The organism is Terriglobia bacterium (genome assembly GCA_020073185.1).
Taxonomy (GTDB): domain Bacteria; phylum Acidobacteriota; class Terriglobia; order Terriglobales; family Acidobacteriaceae; genus JAIQGF01.
In genome coordinates this window covers 1-18,358 of record JAIQFT010000014.1, presented here as the reverse complement: position 1 = coordinate 18,358, position 18,358 = coordinate 1, and the positions used below count along the sequence as shown (strand labels likewise).

Sequence of the window (18,358 nt, the reverse complement as noted above, 5' to 3'; positions counted from 1 at the left end):
AAGCGGATTCTCTGTAACAATACACGCAAAGGGCGGACGGCGCAATCCTGCCGTTGGTTCCAATTTCGGACATCTGTCCCGAATTGTGGTACTTTTAGTCAGCGCGAGAACCGGATTGGTATTGGCCGCGCATAGTTGTTCTTGCGATCCACAATAAGGGTAGTGGGTTCTTCGCACGGGTTCCTGCTCAAGGCTAAAAGGCTAACCTGATGGCGTCGCGATGTTCCTGGTAGGCATGGGCATGAGACTGGACGACATCGCCAGACACGTCCCGCAACTCCGGCCGCACAATCAACGGCGTGGCCGGGAGCTTTTCTTCATGATCTCCCGACGCCCCCTTCTGGAGTTGTTGCCCGAGGAAGTCCCTCTTTATGAGAGCGTAGACGGACGCAAGACAGTGGCCGAGTTGGAGCAGCTCTACCCGGGCGCCAGAGAGCGCCTTTTGAAGTGGCATGAAGCGGCAATCCTGGAGCTGATCCCTCCGCTTGCGGCGCCTCGCCAGCCGCACCTCGTCGTCATCGAGCCGCACATGGATGACGCTGTGATCAGCGTCGGAGGTCGCCTCCTTCACCGCCGGGGACAATGCCGGATCACAATCCTGTCGCTGGTTAAATGGAGCAACTTCACTACCTACTTGCTTTTGAAGCGGAATTTTCTGGACATTGACGAGATTACCCGCCTGCGGGAACGGGAATCGGCGCTGGCAGCCAGGCTGGTTGGGGCGGAGCATCGTTCTCTCGATTGGACCGATGCTCCACTTCGTCACTGCCCGCCCGAGCAATGGTCTCCTGCCATGGTGGAAGAGTTCAGCAGGGCCCCCCATTCGTTCATCGACTTGTTCCCAAATCCGGAAGATGTAACGCGGATCGCGGAGCAGCTAACCCAGCTTCTGAGCCGTCTGGCGCCGGACGAGATCTGGATGCCGATGGGGCTGGGCGACCACGTCGACCATCGCACTACCCGGAGCGCGTGTCTTCTGATGCTCGCCCAGGCTCGTGACCGGTTTCCCAATGTTCCAGTGGCCATGTATGAGGAACTCCCCTACGCTGCCGATGTCGAACATGCAAAGCAAATTCGTGCTGCCCTGACCGACTGTGGCACGCGTCTGGTTGATGGCCAGGAAGACATTACGGACGTGTTCCAAGAGAAGCTGCGGCTGATGTCCGTTTATGCCTCGCAATTCAAACTCTCTTACATGGAATCCAAGGTTCGCGACATCGCTGAACGCGAAGGTGGTGGTGCGGGCAGGTTGGCCGAAACCTATCACTGCGTCGAGGGAGTGCGGCGGCTTCCCCCGGAGTCGCGTTTGAGCCGGCGCTGGACCCGTTTGGCGGCGCTCCAGACCGACATGCTTGCGCTTATGGCGAAGCGGAAGGAGTACCGCCGTCTCACCGTCGTCTTGGCGGAGCCGCCGAGTTCTCTCGGGGAATTGAAGATTGATAGTGAATCGCTATCCGCGGCCCTGCCCAACGCCGAAATCCTCGTCTACGCATCCGACAAGCTGGCTTGGCCAGCCCAAGCCGGAGGCAGCGAGAGGGTTAAGGTCAAGGCCGTCCACGGACGAATCTTGGGATGGGCCGGGGTCATGTTGCGCGAGCTGTTTCGCTTCCGCACCCCGACCCTCATCCTGTGGTGGGGCGCCTATGGTAACGGATTGAATAAGAAGGTCATCAAGTCGCTGTTTGCTTTTCGCATGGTGATATTCGCCGCCACGCTATCGGATTTCTGTGGCCTATTGAACGAGCAAATCGGCGCCATCATTGAAAGTGTCATTCGCTAGCTTGCCGGGTCGCGGCACCAGCACAGGATTTCAGGACGCTGAGCTGGCGAATCTGCAGACGCCTGCCCGAGGACCGTGCCGTCCCCCCTGCTGGTGCCAATTCGGGACATCTCTGACGAACCCTTGAGGCTTGGTCAGGCTGCACCACTGTGATATTTTTTATCCAGCACAAACAGTACGCTACGGGAAGGTGTTTTTCATGATTTCCCAGCGCCCTGTTTTGGAACTGTTGGCCGAGGAATGTGCAAAGTTTTGCGGTTGTGTCCGACCAATTCCTCGAATTCCGCACATGACACCGTGTATGTTGTTGCAAACAAGCCGCAAACTCGTGGGTAAAATTGGAAGACCGATTGCTCCTGCGTTATCGGGTTGCTGCAAACAGGTAACTCGGCAATTAATCTGAGAGTCGGGAGCGCGGATGACTTTGTCTGCCAGCGGCGCCAGCACCGAACTTCATCCTTCCGTGGTCACCATGGATGAGGGGATACAAAACCGTATGATCGCGCAGTCTTCATGCGCTCATGAATCCACTGGGATGAAGGCGGAACTGATCGCGGATTGGCCTGCCTTTCTTTCGCTGGCGGCCGAATGGGACGGACTTCTAGCCCATTCGCGCGCCGACACCATCTTTCTAACCTGGGACTGGATCCGCTCCTGGATCGAGGTGGCGGGCCACAAGTTTCAGCCTTTCGTGATCACCGTCAGGGATGGGCAGGGAGTGCTGGCGGGCGCGGCCGCCTTCTACCTGGCCCAGCTCCGTCTGCTCCGCACCGTTTCCTTCCGCACTCTGCGGGTAATGGCCGACTACGCGACGGGAGCCGAGTACCCGGATTGGATTGTGCGCCGCGATTGCGAAGATGCCGCTGTGGATGCGATCGCTGCGGCGCTGGCTTCCTCGTCGCGCCCTTGGGATTGCATCTGGATGCCGGCCGTTTCCGGTTGGACGGGAGCTCGCGAGCGATTGCAGCGGGCATGCGAAAAGCAGGGGTTCTACTGCCATACCCGAGCCGCCGATTTTGCCTGCTTCGATCTGCCCGAAAGCTGGAACCTGTATGTTCGCGCCCTCTCGCAGAATCGAAGGCAGCAGATGCGCGCCGACATGAAGCGAGTGATGCAGCGGCCGGGCGTGACGATCTCGCGCTGTGAAACTGCCGATCAGGTACCGCGGTACCTGGACGCGCTGTTCGACCTTCATTACCGCCGCTGGAAAGGAGAGGGGCAAGAGGGCACTTTCCGCCGTAAGCCCAGCGAGGCCGCGTTCTACCGCTGCTTTGCCCCGCGTGCGCTCGAGAAGGGTTGGTTGCGGATCTACGGCTTGCAGGAGAACGGCGAGTTCAAAGCCGTGCAGATTGGATACGTGTATCGCGGCAACTTCCTGCAGTTGCAGGAGGGCTTTGACCCGGCTTATGTCAAAGGCGCGGGCAATGTGCTGCGGGCGAAGTCCATCGAGGCCTGCATCGAGGATGGGGTGAAGGGATACGACTTCCTGGGGGCGATGACGGAGCACAAGCGTCGATGGCTGGCGCAGCAGCGCGATGGCTGGGACTTTTTCATCGGCAAGAAGAGCCTGAAAAATGCCGCCCTATTCTACAAAGGAATATGGCCGACGGGGCGCTATCTGCGTCCTTCGCATGCTCCCCTCATTGTCCAAGCCGGCAGCGTTGGCGGGGATGCCGGCGCGGGCCGCCAGACGAATGCTCAACCGTCAACCGAGGAGGCCTAATTGGATCCGTTGGGAGTGAGTGTCGTTATCCCAACCTACAACCGGGCGGCTTTGGTTTCGAGGGCGGTCGACTCTGCGTTGAGGGCTATTTCCCCTGGCGATGAAATCATCGTTGTCGATGATGCTTCCACGGACGACACCGAGCGCGCTTTGGCGGCCTATGGCGATCGCATTCGCTACCAGCGTGTGCCTCATCGCGGCGCCGGAGCAGCCCGCAATTTCGGCATCAGCGTGGCACGCAATCCGCTGGTCGCGTTTCTGGATTCCGATGATGAGTGGATGCCGCACATTTTGACCCTGGAACGAGCGCTGCTGCAGGCCCGCCCCGACGTCCTCTTCTGCTGCTCCAATTTTGCCGTGCGCGCCAAGGGAATGGAGAAACGCCGCTATTTGTCTAACTGGTTCTCTCGCCCGTGCACCTGGGATGAGCTATTCGGCCCGGGCGTTGGGTATTCGTCCTTGGCCCCTTTGCCCAAAGACGTTCCTGACTTCTCGGTTCACATCGGGGACTTCTATCTTTCCCTGGTGAAGGAAGGTTGCGTTTGCACAATCACCGTGTTGGTGCGGCGTGAATCGGCGGCGGAGGCGTTGCGCTTTGCCGAGGATTTGCCCACCTATGAAGATTGGGAGTGTTTCGCCAGAGTCGCCCGCGTCGGTTTGGGGGCGTATCTGGACTGCGAAACTGCCTGGAATTATGGACATTCAGGGCCGCGACTCACGGATGCCGAAGATTACGATCGCGCTACGACGAGGCTGACGATCTATAGCCGGGTATGGGGTCATGACCGGGATTTTCTCTCCAAACACTCGGCACTATTCGAGGAGGCTGTTCGGACTCAGCGCCTGATCCGGGCCAGGGCAATGCTGCGAGATGGCCGCCGTGCCGAAGCACGCGACGAACTTCGCCTGGTCAAGGATGCGCCGTTAGCATATCGGGCGGCTTCCCTGGTTCCGGGATGGCTGTTTTCCGGCAACGCCATTCGGTCGGTACTTAAGGCGAAGGACCGGATCCTGGAACGAGCCTCCGGCGTTCGCACCAGGATCGGAGCCGGCGGGTAGCCGGCAGCACAATCTACCCCTTTGGAGTCTTGTGGACGCAGCGTACGTCAGCGAGGTGCAGCTTACGATCTCGGAACCGTTATCCAGGAGCTTGAACATGGCTACCCAGATAAGCTCTGGTGTGGCAGCCATTCAAGCTGTGGCCGACGAATGGTTGCAGCTTTGGGAGGAAGCCCAGCCGGATCATCCATTCTGTCATCCGGACTGGATCGATGCCTACCTCCGGTGCTTTGAGCCAAGCTCCAGGGTGTGGTTGCTGACGGCAAGGCTCGGAGGCCGGCTGCTCGGGGTGCTGCCGCTCATCCAGGATCGAGCTGTGTTTCACGGCCTCCCCGTGCGCCGAATCCGTGCTGCCGTCAATTCGCACTCCTTCAGATTCGATATCTTGAGAATGCCCGGGCCGGAGGGCGATGCTGTTCTCTCCTCGATGTGGAACTGCTTGCGGGGATTTCCGGGCTGGGATGTACTGGAAATTCCGTCCCTGCCGTATCCCGGCACTGGGGAGCAGTGGCTGACCTTGGCACAAGCCGGCGGCTTTCCCACCCTGCACAACGCTCAACGTATGCTTCATATTGCATTGACGGGTGCTGCGGGACAGCAGAATCCATGGCAGGGGGATGCCAATAGCCGCTTTCGCAAGGACCTGCGGAGGTTGGCACGCAGGGCTGCGGAAGGACTGCATGGATCTCTGCAGTTTGAGAGAGTCGACGAACCCGGCCCAGAACAGATGGAGAAACTATTTGCCATCGAGAGTTCCGGGTGGAAGGGCCGGCAGCGCACCGCCATCTCCAGCAGGCCGGAGACGAAAAACTTTTATAGCGCAATCGCAGCCTCCTTTGCCAAACGGCGATGTTCGTCCCTGCACTTTCTCAAGGCTGGCGAGCGCACGCTGTCGATCTTATATTCTCTGCAGATTGGCAAAGTCGTGGTCGCGCTGAAGCTCGGGTGTGCCGAGGAGTATCTCCACTACTCTCCTGGCCATTTGCTTTTCAACGAAATGGCGCACGACAGTTGGCAGCGCGGGTTCTCCGAGCTCGATCTGGGTCCGGAAATGGATTATAAGCTGCACTGGACGAGACAAGGACGACACACGGCACATTGTTTCATTTTCAGCAGGCATACTTACGGCCGTTTCCTTCTTAGGTACAAAACAAGGCTCCGCCCTGCGGTGAAAAGATTTCTTTACCGCGTGTTGGGGCGGGCCGGGGATCCGGGCAATGCCGACCCCCCGGATCGTGCCGACGAAGATTCTTCGAGCACAAAGTGAGTGTGAGTATACGGGCTATCATCAAGGCGCTCTTGCGGTGGACGGGATTTTTCCACCTGTGGCGTTTTCTGCACCGCAAGCGCGTTACCATCCTCATGCTGCATGCCACCGCAGCGCCCGCGAATGGGCAAGCTTGCTGGGCGCCGCTGCGGCCGCAATTGGACCCGCAGACGCTCGAGCAGTGGTTACGGCTTCTCACCCGCTACTACAAGTTCGTTTCCCTGGACGACGCGGTGGAGATGTTGGCCGGTAACCGGCCTTTCCACCCGAACTCTCTGGTGGTCACCTTTGACGATGGATATCGCAACAATGTCACGGGAGCCTGGCCGGTGCTGCGCCGCTTCGGTGTGCCCGCCACCATCTTTGTGACCGCCGGCCACGTGCAACGGCGACAGCCCTTCTGGGTTGATCGATTGGATTATGCCCTGCAGCATGCCGGCGATGACGATCACGAGTTCCAGATCGGCAACGACAAAGTTCGCATCTCCGCCTCCGGCCGGAACGAACTGCGCCAGTCCTACCAGCGCCTCCGCGACGCCGCCAAGGCGGTCGTTCGGCAAGACGGCGAGATGCGGGAAGAGTTGGAACAGATCGCCGCAACCTTGGAGGCGGAGAGCGGACGCCGCTTGGCTGACGTCTTCGAAGACGACCCCTGGACGGCGCTGCTCAGTTGGGAGGAGATCGAAGCTCTGGCCGGCACCGGGCTCTCTTTTGAAAGCCACACCGTGGATCACGTTCTCCTGGGTCGGGTGGAGGATGGTGTTGCGCGCGACCAACTTCTTCGTTCTAAGCGGATGATCGAGGCGCACACCAAGCGCCCATGCCGGTATCTGGCCTATCCCAATGGAAGTTACAATGCTCGCACCGTGGAGATCGTCCGCGAATGCGGGTATATGGCAGCCGTCACCGTCAACGAGGGCACGAACCGCACAGGGGCCGACCCCATGACTCTGCAGCGCATCGCGCTACCGCTAGCGGGGAGCGAAACCGAGTTGCTCGCCGTTGTCAGCGGCATCACAGCCGCTATCGCCCGCGCCAAGCAATCCTTGTTAGCCTTGCTGAACCGGGGCAACACCTAGCGGAGCTGCTATGGAAGGGATCAGCATCGTCGCCCATTTCGCTTTCGGCAGCATTAATGGCGGCCACAGTGGACATTTTGGCGGCGTGGAACGGCAGACCAGCTTCATGGCGCGCTGGCTGGCGGCGCGCGGCCACCAGGTTTCCCTGTTGACCTGGGATGAGGGGCAGGACGACGAAGTCAAGATCGATGGCGTGCGCGTCATCAAGATGTGCCGCAGCGACGCTGGACTGCCCGGGCTGAGGTTTTTCCACCCTCGCTGGAGCAGCCTGAATGCGGCGCTGAAGCGCGCCGACGCAGCGCTGTACTACCACAACTGCGCCGAGTACGTCACCGGGCAGGTGGCGCTCTGGTGCCGCCAGAACGGCCGGAAATTCGTTTATTCCTCGGCCAGCGATCCGGAGTGTGATCCCGCCTTGCCGGACATGCCCAAGGTTAAGGACCGTCTTTTTTATCGCTACGGCATCCGCCACGCCGACCGCATCATCGTGCAGACCAACAAGCAGCGGCACATGCTGAGGCAGGGCTTCGGCCTGGGCGCGATTGTGCTCCCCATGCCCTGCGCGGGCGCCACGGCGGATGAGTGTCCGGCGGCTGCCCCGCCACGCGGTGGTTCGCGACGCGTTCTTTGGGTGGGCAGAATTGCTGAAGTCAAGCGGCTGGAAGTGCTGCTGGATCTGGCCGCCGCCTTGCCCGATGTTACCTTCGAAATCGCCGGGAAACCCGACTGCGAGAATGCCTACTCGCAGGCGATCCTGGCCCGGGCACGCAGCCTACCCAATGTAATTGTGCACGGCAGTGTGCCGCGTGACCGAATGTCGGAGTTGTATGGCCGGGCTGCTCTGCTGTGCTGCACTTCGGCCTTCGAGGGATTCCCCAATACCTTTCTGGAGGCTTGGAGCTACGGCGTCCCGGTGGTGTCGACGATTGATCCTGATGATCTGATTGCCTCCCGCGGGCTGGGCATGGCCGCCCCGGACAAGGAAAACCTGTTTAAGGGCATCGCCACGCTGCTGAATTCTCCCGACCTGTGGCGCACGCAGTCGCACAACGCACGTCAGTACTACGTGGAAAATCACGCCCCCGACGCCGCCATGCTGCGCTTCGAGCAGCTCTTCCTGCGGGTGATGAGAGGGCAAAGCGCTGTCATGGATGAGGTGCAGGCATGAGGGTTGCCGTGGTCACGCAGTTTCCCAGCGATCCTAATGCTCCGCACGGAGGGGTTGAGACCGTCAGCGTGAACCTGGTCCGAGCCTTGGCGGAGTTTGACGACTTGGAACTGCACGTTGTGACCATCGATCCTGCCTGTTCCGAGACAAACCGTTCGGTCCTCGGAAAAATCAACATGCACCGGTTGCCGCAACTGGGGCGGACCATGCTGGGCGGCGCCACGGGGCCAGATCGGGCCCAGATCTCGCAGTACGTCCAGCGCCTTGCTCCCGACGTGGTCCATGCCCACGATACCTATGGGATCATGGTCAAAGGCCTGCCCATTCCGCGCGTGTTTACCATCCACGGCTTCATTTATGGAGACACGCTTGTTTCCGGCCAACGCTGGCCTTGGTTGCGGTCGCGGATTTGGCGGTGGGTGGAAACCTCGGCCTGGGCTGACCAGCCGCATATCATCTCCATCAGCCCGTACGTGCGGGAACGGCTGGCCGGTATCGCAAGCGGCGTTATCCACGACATTGACAATGCCGTGGGCGAGCGGTTCTTCGAGATCCCCCGGTGCGAGCGTCGAGGCGTGATCTTTAGTGCCGCCTTGATCTGTCCCAGAAAGAACACTCTCGTCCTGGTCGAGGCGTTTTCCCGGCTTGTGGCCGCGGGGGTGGATGCCGAGTTACGCCTCGCCGGCAAGATTACCCATCCGGAGTATGGCGCCGCGGTGCAGGAGAAAATACGCGCCCTCGGTCTGGCGGATCGGGTCTCGCTATTGGGTTCGCTTGGCGTGGAGCAGGTCTCGCAAGAACTGGCGCAGGCCAGCGTTTTTGCGCTGGTGTCTCTGGAGGAAAATTCTCCCATGGGAATCGAGGAGGCCATGGCAGCCGGAATTTCCGTGGTCGCCTCCAACCGATGCGGCATGCCCTACATGGTGCGTCATGGTGAAAGTGGATTCCTGGTAGACCCGAACGATCCGGATGATATTGCGTGCCGCCTAGGACAGTTGTTGCGGGACGATGGCCTGCGATCTGCCATGGAAGCCTGCTCCCGCCGCATCGCACTGGACCGCTTCCATCCTGCCGCCGTGGCGCGACGTACCCGTGAAGTCTATTTGGACGCGGCCGGCAAGCGCACGAATTTGGCGAGATTGTCGCAACCTCGCGGCTAGTGCAGTTTAGGAATTGCTGTAGCCGCCGAAGCTATCGATGACCGCCCGAGGCTTCCGTCACACACTGCTCCAGCAGCTTCTCGACTTTCTTCACGTTCCTGACATTGTTGAAGTCAGCCTCAACCCGCTGCCGGCCTGCCGCTCCCATGCGTTGAGCGAGCGCCTCATCCTGCAGAATACTCAGCACTGCCTCAGCCAGTTTGCTGGCGTCGCCACGCGGAACGACAAACCCGGTCCGGCCACTATGTACTGCGTCCGGCAGTCCTCCACTGTCAGTGACTACAACCGGCTTGCCCGCTGCCATGGCTTCCAGCACCACGACTGAAAGACCCTCGATGATCGTGTTCGGACACTGCACCACAACATCGACCAGCGCAAGAATGTCGGGCACGTCGGTACGCCAGCCGGGAAAGATCACCTTGTCGCCAATGCCCATGCGGTCTGCTTCGGCTCGCAGCGAACTGAGGTAGGAGACAGCGCTCGGCGATTCACTTCCCACAAACAGGAAGACCACATTTTCGTGGCCCTGCACGATTCGCGGGGCGGCGTGCAGCAGTTCCTGTTGCCCTCTGCCGGGAGTGAGGCGGGCCAGACTGGCGACGACTTTCTTGCCCGGGGGCAGTCCGAGTTCGGCGCGCAGTTCGGGGCGCGCTCTGGCGGCAAATCTGTCGAGGTCGATCCCGGTAAAGACGGTCGTCACCTTCCGTGTGCCAGGGTTGTTAGCGATCTGGTCTAGGTGGGTTGCCAGGGAAATGCTGATGAAGAGGTTTACCCACGGCGTGATCCATCGCTTGACATGCCTTCCCTCGCCGATGCCACCCGCCTTGCGGCAGACGCATGGGACGCCACTCAGCTTCGCGGCCAGCACTGCCGGGACGTGGTAGTGAACATCGTTGTTCAGCAATACCAACTGAATGGACTTTGTCCGCATCAATCGCAGCAATCGCCACAGTGCCGCCACGCCGGACGCCAGCATGTTCCAAGGTCTGACAATGAGCTTCCGGACGCCTCGAATCAACAGAGAAGGGAATAACCTCCTCAGCAACTTCGATTCGGCGCGAGCAGTTCTGGTCGAAAGAAACGCAATCGGGGCAGCCAGCCTGAGCCGCTCCGTGTCAGGCCCGTCATTGGCGAAATAGAACGCGACCAGCGGATCGAACCGGGTCCGGTCTAGGGCCTTGAGCAGGTAGTAAAGAGACATGGTGGAGCCGCCGGCGCCACGCCCGCTCTCGACGATGAGAAGCCTGATAGGGGGGTGGTCGCAGACCGGCGGAGCCGCGCCGGGGCAATTGCTCGGTTCCCCTCTGGGGACCGCCGCGGGCACTTTTTCGCGCTCGGATTCGTCCCGCTGCTTCATTGACCGATCCCGCGAAACTCCGGAGAACAGGGCGTGCTCAGAATCCGTCCCAATCAGCTTCACAGATTTGAGGGGGAACTTCCGCAGTGTACTACCCTGCACATCGACCGGGCCAGATGTATTCGCACGGAAACAGTCAGAGGCGCGTAGCGCTCTCCGCGCTCGAGGCGCGGGTCCGGCTGCGATGAATCTCTTCGAGGATTTCGGCAACTGTACCCTGCGCCGGTTCTCGCCCTTTTACCCAATCCACCTTGGCCAAGTCCGCAGTCACTTCCAATACCGCGCGCAGGATCCGTGGGGTGGAACCATTCAGCAACATTGTGGCTTCGATCTCGCGCAGTTCTTCGCTCCGTCTCGCAGCGTGCTGCGGGTAGGTTGGCAGCATCCGCTGCGCGACCTCCATTACCCCGCAATAAAGCTCATTGCACGCTTCCAGGGCCTCGCGAAGCAGGCCCATGTCGCGGGCGAACAGCATGGTTTCCACGAACAAGCCGACCAGTCCTTTAGGTATTCCTGCGATGATCATCTTGAAAGCGGAGGCTTGCCCGGGCGCTTCGCCGGTGATCTTGACCCGCATGAACCGACTAAAAACGTTGGAGACTTCCGACGCGCGCGATCCGCTCAAATACAGCCTGCCGCGCTGCCGCAGCAGGGACGCCAGGCCGAGAATGGACGCGTCCACGAAGTCAACGGGGCCGGACCCCAGCACCCCCGCGATCTGAAGCGCAGTGCTGGGGGAAATGGAGTTCGCATCAACGTAGATCAGCCGTCTGGACGAACTTGGCACCTGAGCAGACACCTGCCGGGCTACCTCCAGCGCAGCGGCAGGGGTGACCAGGGAGATCACGATAGCCGAACGATGGAGCACTTCAGGAATCGAAGCAAGCACCGTCATGCCCGCCTCGTGACAAAGGCTCTGCGTGCGGGCGCTCCTGCCCTGGGTGGTCGTGACCACAGGAAAGCCGCTTTCGGCCAGTAGTTTCCCGAAGCTGCTACCCATTTCGCCCGGATACAGAATGCCTATCGTTGGTTCAGTCATGATATTGGCCACCGGCGGGCTTACCGCTTCGCGTGCCGTCGGATTTCCGCGGCCTCGCAGGGGGCCTCGCAGCGGACAGAACCTGGATCTCGCTGCGCTGTAAGTTTCGCCAGACCGAGATGACGATACAAATAGTCTCCGACGAAGCGGCCCCCTTTGACGATAGCAGGCAGAGGATCATACCAGCGGAAAAACGGGAAAGTCTGCGGGTGCAGGATGCTGCCTATCCAACTGCGGAAACTCAGCAGCCCCATTCCGTGCAGTTGCCGGTAGGCCCGAAAATCGTCGATCGGGTACCACAGCCTTAGTCCGACGCGGTAATCCTGCGGGGGCGGCTGCGCCTGGCCAGTCAACCGATTGTAAACATATAAGGAGATATTCACGCCGGCGGCGGCGACCAGGCAATCCGCGGCCGTGAACCGGGCGTTGCACTCTATCAACTTCAGTTGACCATCCCTTTCGTCGAGCTTGAATTCGACGTTGGCGATTCCACGCAGCCCAACCTGCCGCAGCAGCCTCAGCGACAGTTCCTTGACCTGGGGCACCCGATCAGTCACGTGGTAGCAACCCAGTCCCACGTTGAGCGGATATCTTCGAATGATCCGCTTCGTGAAATCGAACACGCTCTCGCCGTTCTCATCGAGATAAGTGTAGTAACTGCACAACTTGTCATCGAGCCCAGGGATTACTTCCACCAGGAACGTGCGGATGCCTGCCTGCTGCATGGACTCAAAGGCATGGATCAGCTCGTCGAACTCCTCGACGCGCACGAGCTTATCCCCAACTTTCTGAGCCTTGTGGCTGAACAGCGGTTTCACAATCAAGGGAAAGGTCAAGTCGCCCCTTAATTGCTCGATCTGCGCTCGGCTGTCAGCGACCCAGAACTTCGGAGTCGGCACGCCCGCTGCCTGCGCGGCCCGGTAGGTGGAGAGCTTATTCAGCATGCAAAGCTGCGCTTCCGGATCGGATACATCGAGCGTGAACTTCTCGGTGAGTTGCCGCCGGTGCTTGGCAATGAGTTCGATTCCCTCATCGCTAGCGGTCAGCAGGACCGCCCCTCGCAGGTGATCGGACTCTCTCCCCACCAGGTACGCGGTCCAAGCCTCTACGTCATCACCGGCGGTCTTGGGCAGGTCGATCCACTTGCACAAGCGGGAATGCCTAACCACCGCTTGCGGATGGTTGATTGCGTACACCTCGATGCCGGCGCTACTCAGGCTCCGTGCGACCGAGAGGGCGTTGCCGGCGCCGCCAAGAATGATGGCGGGCGGACGCAACGGTCTCTGCTGGACGCTGCTCATCGTGGTTAAGCCCCGGGCGTTTTATTCAAGGCTTGAGATTAACCCTTTCCGACGCGAAATGTTCGTCGTTTTGACCGATGCGGAGAAGGTGTTCCAAGATGGGCACGGCGATCGCGGACCTGCCGCCCTGCCGGTGATAGTGGTACTGGTAGCCGGGGGGAGTATTGACTTCCAGAATGACTCCTCCGGATCTCGCCAACGACATGCCCGCATCCGGCGTAACCACATCTACGCCGGCCAACCGCGCTCCCACCGCCGAGACCGCCGCCGCGCCGTCTTCGATGATGGATTCGCACAACAGGTTCAGCGCGGGAACATTTTCACTTCCCGAGTTCTCGTTGATGACCGTCTTGAGCTTGACTGCCGTTCCTTCTTTGGGCACCGAAGAGAGCGAGAACCCCTGCTTCTGGAGAGTTTGACTAACATCCAGATCGAGAGAGATCAGCGCCTCGGCATTGTTGGTACCCGCTCTTAGCCGGGCTTCGTTCTCCAGGGACACGAGCTTGCGAAGCGTGGACCTGCCGTCGGCGACTACCGTCGGAGGTTTGCGCAAAATGGCATCAAGCAACTTACCTTCCAGGTAGAGCAGCCGGAAAACATCCCCTGCCACCTGCTGTTCCAGCAGCAGGCTGGAACCGTAAGCAGCGGCGGCGGCGGCGGCGCGGGCCAAGTCGGAACCAGTGTTTATCCCGGTAGTGACTCCCGACCCGGCGCTGCTGCCGGCCGGTTTGACTACCCATTCCCCTCCGTTGCTTTCCAGCAGGGTGATCGCTTTGGCAACGTCAGGAAGGGTGAACTCAAGGTGAGTGGGAACTCTCAGCCCCCGTTGGGCGAGAAGACGGTGCACCAGCGGCTTGTAGAGCGCAACTGCCAGGGTGACCGGATCGTCAATGGGAGTGGAGTTCCGCCGCACCCGGGTGCAGGCTTCGCCGCAGCGGATTTCCAGGATGTCATTGCCCAGAGGGGTGACGCTGGCGCCCAGCTGGCTGGCAGCCTCCCGCCACACTTGCTCGTAAAAGTTAGATCGATGTTCCCATGCCCGATGCAGCGCGGGCTGCCGCTCCCGATACCAGACCCGCGCACGATAGGCGCGACGTAGAACTCTGAGCAGGCCGGGATATCGCCAGTAATTAAGAGACGCCACAGCTTCTCTCTTCGGAACTCATCGTCAGGGCTACGCATTGCCAGCTTGGCTGACGGTTCGTGGTGCGCTAACTGCCTTGTGCCTTGGCGGATGCCGCGCCGACGGTGAACCCAGCTTCCTGCAGGACCCTGTCTACCCAATCGTTGGAGAAATCGCCGCGTTTGACTCCCGCCAGGTAGGCTGCCATGCTGGCCTTTTGATGGCGCAGCCGCTGCAGCAAATCGCCTGCAATTTCCTGCGGGATGACGACTACGCCGGCGCCGTCGCCCACGATCATATCGCCAGGGTGGACCACCACTCCACCACAGCAGATGGGGTAGTTGATCTCGCCAGGGCCGCGGTGCAGAGGTCCGATGGGTGTCGCCCCACGGGCGAAAACAGGCCAATCCAGCTGCTGAATGTCGGGCAGGTCGCGGATGAATCCGTCCACCACGAAACCCGCGATCTTGCGGTGTTTTGCCTTAGTCGAGATCAGGTCGCCCAATACCGCGTTCATCGACGAGCCATGCGCATCGACTACAACGATGTCCCCCGGTTTGGCCACATCGAGCGCTTTGTGCACCATCAGGTTGTCGCCCGGAAATACCTTCACCGTACACGCCGGTCCGCACAGCCGGTGGTGCGCGCCGGTGAGACACTTAATCGACGGATCAACCGCATACAGGCGGTTGAGCAGATCGGAGATATCCGGGGTAGCGAAGTCCGCAAACTGTTGCATGAACCCGCTGTCGAGGCGGTCAAAGTCCGGCTTTACGCGAAAGCCCGGCCCAGGAAACATCTCTGCCGATTTCGGTTTCGTCGCTGTCATTGCCGCACCATTGCTAATTCAAGATACTCCTGCTCTGGCTGCAACTCTATGTTCACATCTCGGACACTGATTCGAGCAGCGCAAGGGCGCTCGTCAGAGGTGAAAACCCACTACTGTCGGGAGAGTAGCACGGACCCTCCACTAACGTGGAGATTACTTCAGTCACAGAGGGAAAGGAATTCGATGGGAGAATCTGAACGGGGCCCACGCAGGCGTCCGGCGAAAGGCATTGCACTTCGTATTAGGGAATATAGTCGCGAACAACGGGGGTGGCGGCACGTGCGAAGGCGAGCAGATCAGCGACGGCAGCCTCTGAGGCCACATCGCGGGGCAGTGGTTCCGCGATAACAATCACGGCGGCATTGTCATGCCTGTGCAGCACCGCATTCATCAGCCCGGTCAACTTCGCCTGGTAGCGGCCTTTTACCGCGCCGGACGGGAAACGATACCAGTACACGGCGGCATACGGCGTGTCGCCCAAGATCGGAATTGATACGTTTACGTCGCTGAGGCCTATGGCATCACGAGTGGCGGCATCAACCTTGAACGATAACTGGGTTGCGGACCCGCGCAACGGGTTATTTGCGCGGCCATTGATCATCGCTTTCCCGGGCCGTTGTGCGTCGAAGTAGCCGACGTACAGATAGACTGCTTTACCCTCTGCGTTGCGGTACACGCGACTCAGTTCACTAGCGGTGCCAGGATAGGCGTCCTCTCCAGCAAACCAATGAACGGCGCCACCACGCCAGCCGCCGATCTCGGCGGGAAAATACGTGAACGAGCGCTTCAAGGGCACCGGGACACTCACAGCATAGTAGTTAAGCCAAGAACCAAACACGACCAGGAAGACGACGGCGACCATCAGATGCCGGAACCACGGTTCGCTCCGACCGTCGGCACGCCTCGCGGCGCGCTCGTACAGTCTGGGTCTGTCGTCCCCTTTTTTCCTGGTCGCCAGCCAATTGAAGATGAACAGGACTACGATTCCCACCTGTGACACGAACCAGCCTTGAAAGACGTGCCACGGACCGTGCAACATCGACTCCCCGTAGCGGGTCGCGCTCATACCTACCAGTGCGACGCGCAACCCGTTGGCTATAATCGCGATCGCAATCGCGGAGAGGATTACCGTGATGGCCCGCTTCCAACTCCGCTGAGTCAGGTACACGAGCGGTATGCCCAGGGCAATAATCGACATCAGGAAACGCAGGCCGCTGCATTCGCGGGCCACTTCAAGTGTGATGGCCGGCAGTGTTATGTACTTGCCGGTGTGAAACACCGGGTAACCGAAGACGCGCAGAACACCGACCCCAATCTCGGCTGACAGCAACTGGAAAGGCCAATGCACGCGGTCAATGAAATCCTCCATCCACGGCACCATGAACTGCACGTAGGCCAGAGGCAAGGCGAGGGCTTTGAGGTGGGTCCAGCCCCACAAGAACAGAACCAGCCCTGGGAGCACAAACAGGAAGGAAAATCCTTCCGCCTGGCGGAAGCCGCCGGCGCGTCCGCCCAAAAGGAGGCCGGCGCTAAAAAGCAAGACCAAGCTCCCGGCTACCGGCGCCGGACGTGTCGGCAAACTAGCCAGATAGCCGCGCCGGATCCATATCAGGTAAGCGACAATGAACGGGACAAGGAAGCCGTGAGAATACTCCTTATCCAGCCACCAGATCTCCGTAACCAGCCATTTAAAAGTGGGATAGTAGACGAACGCGAGCAGGGCAATCAGCACTCCGAGACCAAGGGCGAACTGTAGCTTGCCAGCCTGAGATTTTGGCGCAACCACGGATTGGAGTTCTCCAGCTGCGAACGTATCAGCCATTCGGGTTCCCCGATACCCTGCCCCGTGGTCGCGATGCAGGTTTTCTGCACCGGCTAACTCTTCTTTTGACGCCCTAGGCCTGAACAATAGAGTATGTCCGGGAGATCGTCAACACTGACGGTCGTCCCCACTCGGCAGCGCCCCTAGCGGACTCATACCTACACCCGAGCAGGAGATCGCCGGCTGCTGTCGGAGGCGGGATTTGCTGGCACGCTTTACGCATCGTTACCCGATTGTCGTCTGCCCAAGCGCTCGTCGATCCATGCTGCGAAGCTCTATTGAGCGGGTCCCTGCGCTAGAACATTCGCAAGCTGGCGGTACAGTTCCTGTTGTCGCGGATCAACCCAACGTTGTCTTATGCGTAGTCGATCGGATTCCTTTCCAGCCAATGGTCATCGCGTGCTCGGCTGATGTCTTTCAGCGCACCCGCAGCGACGCTCGCAGCCAGGCGCCGGGTCTGCCAAAGCACGCCCGCACTAAAGCCGATCACACCGCCGAGAAAGCCGCGGATGAACCTCTGGCGCGTCGAACCATGTTGCCTTTCGGAAGAGCGGCCCAACACACCGATGCAGGCGCCAAGCGCAGCCGGTTGCAATGCCTCGCGAGCCGAGTCGTGGAGGTAAGATCCCAGTCGTGTTCCGTGCAGGAACGATTCGCGGCCCCGTGCCGCTCCCTCGCGCCCGCTATGCAGCAGTTTTCGACTGTAGTCCGCCGTGGAATTTGCCCATTCTCGAATGCTCATAGTTTTTGCCTCAATTCGAAACCCACAAGACTTGGCTTCGGGTACGGGTTGTGCGCATCGATAGAGGTTGGGGCCGTCTACGAGTGCACTCTATAAGCATTAGTCGAAAACCTCCAATTACTCTGGTAATCGACCTTAGCCGATGCGTAACCAGTAGGGGTAAGCACCGAATAGGCTTGCGTGTTCGCGACCTTTGCCGGAGCGAAGAACGATTCATCCGCAAGTCCGGCTGATTACCGCCGTCAGCGCAACTCGGTCCGCCGCCGATGCGAGCTGCTTTTGGCGAAGGACAGGCTGTCGGACATGTCCTTTCGTACGGCTTCAGCGAATCAGCTTTTGATTACCATTGCGCCGTTACTTAAGACCGCCGCCGTTTTCCATCCCTTTTCGTCTTCGGTGATATTTGCCAATTGATGCAGCAGCCAGATACTCCCTCCATTGATTCACGCTGCCGAAGGCCGACTATTCGTGCAATGAGTCTCCGGCAAGAAGAATTTGCTATCGGAGCTGCCATGTTATTTTGCAAAGACAAACGAACCGCTATCCGCCTGGAAGTAAACCTTCGTCCTACAGTCCTTGCAACTGCTGGCAACGAAACGCGCCCATCTTTTCTGCGTACGTGCCGTAGCTGCAGTTTCATGAAAGATGGTGGTCCCATGCGAAATCGGGCGTTTTTCTGTGTTGCCGCCCTCCTTGCTCTTCCAATACTATCTGCCCTGTTCATCTTGACTGGTTGCGGCGGTAGCGTCGGCGCCAATGCGCCGGCAGCCCAGAATAGTGCTGTGCCGGCTGCCGTCGTGATCTCGACCACGTCGCTCCCCGCCGCACTGCTAGGCTCGAACTACACGGCAACGCTGCAGGCTACTGGGGGTACGTCACCCTATTCCTGGACCATATCGGCCGGCCAAC

The 18,358-nt window shown here is 59.9% G+C and carries 14 protein-coding genes; 7 read left to right on the top strand and 7 right to left on the bottom strand.

Going from position 1 to position 18,358, the window contains the following annotated elements; translation table 11 throughout:
* The first annotated feature begins 319 nt into the window (after nt 1–319).
* The 7 genes from LAN64_07060 (at nt 320) to LAN64_07030 (ending at nt 9,236) form a co-directional block, all read left to right on the top strand.
* Nucleotides 320–1,780, top strand: a complete 1,461-nt coding sequence (locus LAN64_07060) for a PIG-L family deacetylase (protein ID MBZ5567596.1) — start codon at nt 320–322, stop codon at nt 1,778–1,780.
* Nucleotides 1,781–2,198: 418 nt separating this feature from the next.
* A complete protein-coding gene (locus LAN64_07055) occupies nt 2,199–3,503 on the top strand; it encodes a GNAT family N-acetyltransferase (GenBank protein ID MBZ5567595.1) in 1,305 nt (434 codons plus the stop codon).
* 9 nt (nt 3,504–3,512) lie between these two features.
* Complete coding sequence (locus LAN64_07050) at nt 3,513–4,562, top strand: glycosyltransferase (protein ID MBZ5567594.1); 1,050 nt, start codon at nt 3,513–3,515, stop codon at nt 4,560–4,562.
* 97 nt (nt 4,563–4,659) lie between these two features.
* Nucleotides 4,660–5,829 (top strand): GNAT family N-acetyltransferase, encoded by a 1,170-nt coding sequence (locus LAN64_07045; GenBank protein MBZ5567593.1) that lies wholly within the window; start codon nt 4,660–4,662, stop codon nt 5,827–5,829.
* A gap of 2 nt (nt 5,830–5,831) precedes the next feature.
* The gene (locus LAN64_07040; protein ID MBZ5567592.1) at nt 5,832–6,908 is read left to right on the top strand and encodes a polysaccharide deacetylase family protein; all 1,077 of its coding nucleotides are present in this window, start codon (nt 5,832–5,834) and stop codon (nt 6,906–6,908) included.
* A gap of 10 nt (nt 6,909–6,918) precedes the next feature.
* Complete coding sequence (locus LAN64_07035) at nt 6,919–8,076, top strand: glycosyltransferase (protein ID MBZ5567591.1); 1,158 nt, start codon at nt 6,919–6,921, stop codon at nt 8,074–8,076.
* Nucleotides 8,073–9,236 carry a glycosyltransferase family 4 protein gene (locus LAN64_07030; protein MBZ5567590.1) on the top strand — a complete coding sequence of 388 codons (1,164 nt, stop codon included), beginning with the start codon at nt 8,073–8,075 and terminating at the stop codon, nt 9,234–9,236. The genes LAN64_07035 and LAN64_07030 overlap by 4 nt, the downstream gene beginning before the upstream one ends.
* A 31-nt stretch (nt 9,237–9,267) precedes the next feature.
* On the opposite strand, the gene LAN64_07025 is transcribed toward LAN64_07030, so the two are convergent.
* From LAN64_07025 to LAN64_06995, 7 genes are all read right to left on the bottom strand, one after another.
* A complete protein-coding gene (locus LAN64_07025; protein MBZ5567589.1) occupies nt 9,268–10,593 on the bottom strand; it encodes a glycosyltransferase family 4 protein in 1,326 nt (441 codons plus the stop codon).
* Between the two features lie 136 nt (nt 10,594–10,729).
* Complete coding sequence (locus tag LAN64_07020) at nt 10,730–11,632, bottom strand: DUF1932 domain-containing protein (GenBank protein ID MBZ5567588.1); 903 nt, start codon at nt 11,630–11,632, stop codon at nt 10,730–10,732.
* Nucleotides 11,633–11,652: 20 nt separating this feature from the next.
* Nucleotides 11,653–12,933, bottom strand: coding sequence for an ATP-grasp domain-containing protein (locus LAN64_07015; GenBank protein ID MBZ5567587.1), 1,281 nt, complete (start codon nt 12,931–12,933; stop codon nt 11,653–11,655).
* A gap of 25 nt (nt 12,934–12,958) precedes the next feature.
* Nucleotides 12,959–14,077: a hypothetical protein gene (locus LAN64_07010; protein ID MBZ5567586.1), complete on the bottom strand. Its 1,119-nt coding sequence runs from the start codon at nt 14,075–14,077 to the stop codon at nt 12,959–12,961.
* 67 nt (nt 14,078–14,144) lie between these two features.
* Nucleotides 14,145–14,885, bottom strand: a complete 741-nt coding sequence (locus LAN64_07005; GenBank protein ID MBZ5567585.1) for an RraA family protein — start codon at nt 14,883–14,885, stop codon at nt 14,145–14,147.
* A 241-nt stretch (nt 14,886–15,126) separates the two neighbouring features.
* On the bottom strand, nt 15,127–16,707 hold the full coding sequence (gene xrtW / locus LAN64_07000) for an exosortase W (protein ID MBZ5567584.1): 1,581 nt from the start codon (nt 16,705–16,707) through the stop codon (nt 15,127–15,129).
* 355 nt (nt 16,708–17,062) lie between these two features.
* Nucleotides 17,063–17,449 (bottom strand): hypothetical protein, encoded by a 387-nt coding sequence (locus LAN64_06995; GenBank protein MBZ5567583.1) that lies wholly within the window; start codon nt 17,447–17,449, stop codon nt 17,063–17,065.
* Nucleotides 17,450–18,358: the final 909 nt, after the last annotated feature.

Excerpts from the sequence above, each read along its gene's own strand:
- LAN64_07060 (MBZ5567596.1), top strand. The coding sequence starts at position 320 with ATGATCTCCCGACGCCCCCTTCTGGAGTTGTTGCCCGAGGAAGTCCCT.
- LAN64_07055 (MBZ5567595.1), top strand. The coding sequence starts at position 2,199 with ATGACTTTGTCTGCCAGCGGCGCCAGCACCGAACTTCATCCTTCCGTG.
- LAN64_07045 (MBZ5567593.1), top strand. The coding sequence starts at position 4,660 with ATGGCTACCCAGATAAGCTCTGGTGTGGCAGCCATTCAAGCTGTGGCC.
- LAN64_07035 (MBZ5567591.1), top strand. The coding sequence starts at position 6,919 with ATGGAAGGGATCAGCATCGTCGCCCATTTCGCTTTCGGCAGCATTAAT.
- LAN64_07030 (MBZ5567590.1), top strand. The coding sequence starts at position 8,073 with ATGAGGGTTGCCGTGGTCACGCAGTTTCCCAGCGATCCTAATGCTCCG.
- LAN64_07025 (MBZ5567589.1), bottom strand. The coding sequence starts at position 10,593 with ATGAAGCAGCGGGACGAATCCGAGCGCGAAAAAGTGCCCGCGGCGGTC.
- LAN64_07020 (MBZ5567588.1), bottom strand. The coding sequence starts at position 11,632 with ATGACTGAACCAACGATAGGCATTCTGTATCCGGGCGAAATGGGTAGC.
- LAN64_07015 (MBZ5567587.1), bottom strand. The coding sequence starts at position 12,933 with ATGAGCAGCGTCCAGCAGAGACCGTTGCGTCCGCCCGCCATCATTCTT.
- LAN64_07005 (MBZ5567585.1), bottom strand. The coding sequence starts at position 14,885 with ATGACAGCGACGAAACCGAAATCGGCAGAGATGTTTCCTGGGCCGGGC.
- xrtW (MBZ5567584.1), bottom strand. The coding sequence starts at position 16,707 with ATGGCTGATACGTTCGCAGCTGGAGAACTCCAATCCGTGGTTGCGCCA.
- LAN64_06995 (MBZ5567583.1), bottom strand. The coding sequence starts at position 17,449 with ATGAGCATTCGAGAATGGGCAAATTCCACGGCGGACTACAGTCGAAAA.